Below are 5623 nucleotides of genomic sequence, written 5' to 3'. Positions count from 1 at the left end.
GCGCACGAGCGTGGGACTCGCCCGGCGGACGCGCCGTACACCGCGAGCGGACCGGACTTCGCCGGGACCCTGGCCGTAACGGCTGTGAGGGGACCCCTCACGGCAACGCGCCGCCAGGGGGTCAGCCGATCAGGGAACCGGCGGGCACCGTCCGCACCCCCGAGAGTTCGGCGTGCACGATGAGACGCTGGTAGCTGGCCCATTTGGGATTGCAGGTGGTCAGCGTGAGCACCGGCCTCGTGGCCTCCGCCCCGGGATGATCCGGCACGGGCGCGATCACCCCGACCTCCCTCGGCGAAACGATCTCGGTGCCGGTGACCGTGTAGGTGTACACGGTCGTCCCGGACTGCACGAAAACGGCGTCGCCGGGGGAAACCTGGTCCAGGTCCCAGAACACCCTGGGCGCACGGTGCCCCGCCACCGCGAAATTGCCGTCCTGTCCCGGATAGGCCGTCCCCGGATAGTGACCGGGGCCGCGCCGCAGGTCGGCCAGAGTCACCCCCTCGACCACCACCCAGTGCAGTCCGAGCCGGGGAATGAACAGGCGCACCAAGGGTTTCCCGTTGGGCGGGGCCCCGGCGTCCGGCGCGGTGCCGACGACCGGTGCGGGCAGGCCGGAGGGATCCCCTTCCCACTGCCGGGTCAGTTCCTGCTCCAGCGAATGCTGCGCCCCGTCAGTCCGCGCCGGAACGACGAACAGCTGGTAGGCGACGAACAGCAGCACGACGAAGCCGAGCGTGACGAACGTGCTGCCCGCGGCGCCGTACAGGCGGGGTTTCCAGCCCAGCCGGAGTCCATTGTGGCCAGTGCTCACACGGCTTCCAGTTCCCTGGTTTCCCCAGTGGGCCGCTCGTGCCGCCCGGCCTCCGCCGCGCGCAGGCGCCTTCGTTGCCAGGGCCAGGGCAGCCCGGTGTTCGGCAGCTTCCGGTCGGGGAGGAACTGGTCGGGGCGGCCGATCATGTCGGTCGCCCCCACCGCCGCGACCAGCGTGGGCAGCAGCAGGTAGGTGCTGTAGACCACGAACACCGAATGCTTGACGATGTCGTTGAGCCCGTCGGAAAGCAGCACCGACGCCAGTTGCGCCATGGTGTTGAGGGAAAGCCCGGCGAGCAGCCAGCCGATCCCCCGTCCCGCGGCGCCGAGCCGCCGGTGGAAGGCCAGCCAGCCACCCAGCACCAGCGAACCCAGCCACAGCAGCGGAAACACCACCCACCGCACGGGCCGGAGCAAGGTGAACAGCGCCTCGCCGGCGAAGACGCGGTTCTCGTGGGAGTACGGCGGTTCACCGCTGTCGGGCAGGTAGTTGCCGAGGTAGTCCGGTCTGGCCTTGGTCAGCGCGTCCAGCCCCTGGTCGAGCACGGCGAAGATCCGCGAGGGATGGGTCGCGTAGAACTCGACGATCTTCGCCGTGGTCATCGTGTCGAGGAATTCGCGGTAGCCCGCAGGCACCTCGCCGGGGCCGGAGAGCGCCAGGATCGACCTTCCGTCGTAGACGGCGAGCCTCTCGTCGACGCCGAGGTCCCGCAGGTCCCGCTTCGGATCGGTACCCAGGGGCAGGATCGTCTCGAAGACCTGGTGGAAGGAATAGATTTCCTTGAGCCAGCGCGATTGCGCCCCGGCGAACTGGAAGCAGGCGAAGACGAGCAGTCCGCAGATCACCAGCGCCGGCGTCCGGCGCAACCCGGCCGCCAGCACCTTGCGCACACCCCGGTGCCGCGTGTGTCCCTCGGACCGTTCCGGGCGCTTGAACAGCCGTGCGAACAGCGGGAAGCGCACCGGCCGGATCACCATGGCCGGGACCACCCCGGCGAACATCGTGATCGTCTGCGTCTTCGCGGTCACGGTCCAGAGCACCGCGGCGGACACCAGCAGCAGATCCAGCACCGTCGCGTAGTTCCTGCGCAGCAGACGCAGCAGCGCCGCGATGATGAACAGCATCCCGATGATCGCGGCCGGTTCGCTCAGCGGTGAGATGAAGTACGGGGCGATCGCGGAATCCGCGGTGAACAGCCCGATCAGCGACACGACCACCACGCGCGCCCAGATCGGCAGCGGGCACACGGCGCAGATCAGGCCGATGGCCAGGCCGAAGAACACCGAGACGACGACACCCAGCATGCGCAGGTCGAGCGCGTGGCCGGACCCGGACAGCGGCGTGAGCAGCTTCGCCAGCCACAGGAAGTACCACTCGCTGCTGTAGTAGGCCTGCCCGGTGCCACCGGCGCTGCACGCCTCGCCGTAGAAGGTGTAGCTGTCGTAGAACGGGTTCAGGTACGCCCACACCTCGTGCCCGTTGGGCACCTGCGCCACCTGGAGCTGGCACATCAGCCGGTGCCCGTCGAAGTTGTCCGCGAGCCCGACGGCACCGCCCACGAACAGGCGCGCGAGCATGATCCCGGTCCACAGCACACCCATCGCCGAGGAGACGACGGGGATGCGGCGCACCGGGTCGGCAAGCCATCCCCGGCCACGCCGGACGGCCGCGGGAATTCCGGCCCCGATCACGAACCAGCCCCTCTTTCGTACCCTCGAACGCTCTTGTCCAGGGTCGCCTTCGGGTCGGAGGGGGCCACCCAGCACCGCCCCACCCGGCTGTCCTGCCGGATCGAAGGGTCCCCCGGCACCTCCACCACGACCTCGAGGTCCGGCCGCGCCGCCAGCGGCGCACCGAGGTAGGCCCCGACCTCCTTGCGGCACAGCGGCTGCGCCACTCCCACCATGAACTCACGGCCCTTGGCGATCTGATCCGTGCCGAACAGCAGCCACGGGTTGACCAGCTCGCGGTTGTGCGGCTGGTCGCACCGGACCTCCGTGCCGTCGAGGCGGCACAGGCGGTAGCGCGAACCCTCCGCCGTCTTCATCGCGTCCTTGAACGGGAACGACACCGCGACCGGGTCGAGCCGGCCCGCGGGCACGGTCATCACGTCGCACCGCATCCGCCGTTCGCCGTCGCGCCACTCCTCCGCCGTGGGGAAGAACGCGATCGTGGTCAGTTCGCGGACAGCGTCCTTCTCGTCCGCGCCGAGGTAGCGGTTCAGCACGTCACCACTGCACAACGGCGGCCCTTCCTTCTGCAGCAGAACCGGGCTGGGCCGTTCCTTCGCGGCCGCGACTTCGCCGTCCAGTCGCACCACCTGGTAGGTCTCCGTGGTGTGCTCGGTGTCGCAGCGGACCGTCGGCCTGGTGTCGGTCAGGAAGGCCCACGAGGTTTCCACCGGCTGGTCGAGGCGGTGGCACGAGCCCACCTCCCATTTGGTGAGCAGCGGCCCGGGGCCGAGCCCCGGTGGGCTCTTGAGGAATCCGGCCGCGGCGAGCGCGACCCCGCCCAGCGTGACCACCACCAGCAGGCTTCCCCACGCGCCCCGGGCGAGTACGCGACGCAACACCCGACTCCCCTTCATTCCGCGACCGCTCCCGCCACCGAGGGCTGCGGTTCGGTCAGTTCACTGTTCCGCCGGGTCTTCTTCCAGCTCCCGCGTCCGGTCGCGAAACGACCGAAGGCGCGCCAAGCGATGACGTAGTTGAGGAGCGAATAGGCCGCCACCGCGAGTCCCAAGTGGACAGCCGAGCGGCGGCTGAGCCCGGGTTCGCACCGGGTCCGGTAGAACCAGCCCCAGATCGCGAACTCCCCCACGCCCAGCACGAGATAGGCGGCCATGAGCAGCAACCCGCCGTTCAGCAGGAACCCCTCCATGAAGTCCCGGTAGGCCGCGGCGTCGAACACGAACACCGCGAGGGGGATGGCGTACACGATCGAGCCGACGACCTGGACCCACGGGCGCAGCATGAAGTAGAGGATCTCCAGAAAGCCCGCCGTGGTGAAGCAGGGTGAACCCCAAACCCTTGGCAGGTAACGGAAACACTGCATGGACCCCTGTGCCCAGCGGGTTCGCTGCACCACCAGCGGGTTGAGGTTCCACAACGCCTCCTGGTCCACCCAGGAGCAGCGGCTGTAGGCGGTCCGCCACCCGGCCAGCATCAGCCGCAGTCCCAGTTCGAAGTCTTCGAGCAGCGCGTTGCCCCAGGGCTCCCCCGTCTCGCCCGCGATGCTGTCGAGTGCGGTCAGCCGGTTCATCTGGCCGTTGCCGCCCATGTTCACCGTGCCGGTGCGGCGGCGGATGATCTGCATCGCCGAGATCGGCCCCCGGAACTCGACGTCCTGCATGCGCGCGAGCATCGCGGCGAACCGGTTCGCCAGCGGTCCCTTGGCGGGCAGCGGCCGCTCGACGTCGCGGTTGATCATGCGCACTTCCACCTGCACCGCCCCGACCGAGCCGTCGGCGAAGGCGTCCGGCCCGGCGCACAGTTCCAGCATGTTGGCCGAGGGCCTGCCGTCCGCGTCCACCACCACGACCACGGTCCTCGCGCGCGGTCCGCCCTCACCGACGTACCGGCTGATCTCCCGGTATCCGGCGTTCAGCGCGGCCCCCTTGCCCTTGCGCGCCTCGGGCAGCCGCCGCGCGACCAGGTGCACGTGGGCGTTGCGCTCCGCGCGGTCCGCGACGATCTCGCCGGTCCGGTCGGTGGACGCGTCGTCGATCACCCAGAGATGCGCTTGGGGAAAGGTGCTTTCCAGGTATTCCAGCGTCGATCCGATCACGGCCTGCTCCTCGCGGCACGGGATGAGGAAATGCCAGTCCAGCGAGTCCGGGTCGCCGGGGCGTTCCGGTTCCGCCTTCAGGAATCCGCGCACCAGGATCACCACGTACGCGAGGAAAACCAGGCCGAGGAAGAACGACAGGCTGATGGAGACTTCGAGCAGGCTCACCTTTCCCCCTCCTTGCGATGGCGCCCCGCCCTCGACCCGGCCGCGATCTTGAGATACGACAGGATCGCGATACCACCCGCGGTGAGCATCACCAGCGATCCGACCAGGATGTGGCCCCAGTCGAGCCCGGTCCGGCCGAACCGGCTCGCCAGCACCATGATCAGCCCGAGCCGGATGTTGTTGGCGATCACGATGATGACGAAGGCGGCCAGCGTCGCCAGCGGGATCCGGGCTCGGGATCGGGCCGAGGACAGGAACAGGGCCCCAGAGATCAGGAAAAGCGGCGCCACGAGCAGGACGCTGCTGCAGGCAAGGGAAACCCTGATGGCCATGGCCCCCGGCGAAGCCGAGGTTTCGAACAGCAGCACCGGCTCGCCCGGCAGGGGCCAGGCGTGCTGTCCGACGACGGTACGCACCAACTTCCCCGCGAGCCAGGTTTCGGCCAACCGGTAACTCCCTTGGAAGAACACCATCGCGACGGCGATGGCGCCGCACAACGCGGCCGGAAGCCACGCCGTCCACGACCTCGGTGCACCGGGCCTGCCGGATTTCAGCGACAGCCTGGGCAAGTGGCCGGCGACGGAGGCGGCGCCATCGCCCGTCACTCGGCCGCTCCGGCGAACGGCCTCGGCATCGCCCCACCGAGCGCGGCGAGGTTGCGCGCGACGACGTTCTTCCGTACGAGGGTCATCCCCGCGAACAGGAGCATCGCCGCGAGGCCGATCATCAGGCCGAGCGCCGGGGACCCGGTGGCCGCGAGCGCGCCGATGCCCCCCGCCGTGCCACCGGTGTGGGGCCGGATTCCACCTGCGTACATCTGGATGGTGTCCTCTCGCTGTCGCAACTACGGACGGT

Annotated in this window: 6 protein-coding genes; all 6 read right to left on the bottom strand. The window is 69.5% G+C overall.

Annotation, left to right across the window (positions count from 1 at the left end; translation table 11 throughout):
• Window positions 1-121: 121 nt before the first annotated feature.
• Genes FNH05_RS38395 through FNH05_RS30670 form a run of 6 tightly spaced genes read right to left on the bottom strand, consistent with a single transcriptional unit; the run spans window position 122 to window position 5585 of the window.
• Window positions 122-814 (bottom strand): class E sortase, encoded by a 693-nt coding sequence (locus FNH05_RS38395; RefSeq protein ID WP_186382823.1) that lies wholly within the window; start codon window positions 812-814, stop codon window positions 122-124.
• Window positions 811-2505 (bottom strand): glycan biosynthesis hexose transferase WsfD, encoded by a 1695-nt coding sequence (wsfD, locus tag FNH05_RS38390; protein ID WP_186382822.1) that lies wholly within the window; start codon window positions 2503-2505, stop codon window positions 811-813. Before wsfD ends, FNH05_RS38395 begins: the two co-directional genes overlap by 4 nt.
• Window positions 2502-3386 carry a septum formation family protein gene (locus tag FNH05_RS30685; RefSeq protein WP_186382821.1) on the bottom strand — a complete coding sequence of 295 codons (885 nt, stop codon included), beginning with the start codon at window positions 3384-3386 and terminating at the stop codon, window positions 2502-2504. The genes wsfD and FNH05_RS30685 overlap by 4 nt, the downstream gene beginning before the upstream one ends.
• Before the next feature lie 11 nt (window positions 3387-3397).
• On the bottom strand, window positions 3398-4768 hold the full coding sequence (locus tag FNH05_RS30680) for an XrtP-associated glycosyltransferase (protein WP_222426754.1): 1371 nt from the start codon (window positions 4766-4768) through the stop codon (window positions 3398-3400).
• Window positions 4765-5373, bottom strand: coding sequence for an exosortase/archaeosortase family protein (locus tag FNH05_RS30675; protein ID WP_144592344.1), 609 nt, complete (start codon window positions 5371-5373; stop codon window positions 4765-4767). The genes FNH05_RS30680 and FNH05_RS30675 overlap by 4 nt, the downstream gene beginning before the upstream one ends.
• Window positions 5370-5585: a hypothetical protein gene (locus FNH05_RS30670; protein WP_144592343.1), complete on the bottom strand. Its 216-nt coding sequence runs from the start codon at window positions 5583-5585 to the stop codon at window positions 5370-5372. The genes FNH05_RS30675 and FNH05_RS30670 overlap by 4 nt, the downstream gene beginning before the upstream one ends.
• Between the last annotated feature and the right edge of the window lie 38 nt (window positions 5586-5623).

Origin of the sequence: Amycolatopsis rhizosphaerae (assembly GCF_007713715.1) — a bacterium.
In the GTDB taxonomy this organism is placed as follows: Bacteria; Actinomycetota; Actinomycetes; order Mycobacteriales; family Pseudonocardiaceae; genus Amycolatopsis_E; species Amycolatopsis_E rhizosphaerae.
This window is presented reverse-complemented; position numbering and strand designations above follow the sequence as displayed.

Bases quoted from the DNA above. Each gene is read 5' to 3' on its own strand.
- FNH05_RS30670 (WP_144592343.1), bottom strand. From the start codon at position 5,585: ATGTACGCAGGTGGAATCCGGCCCCACACCGGTGGCACGGCGGGGGGC.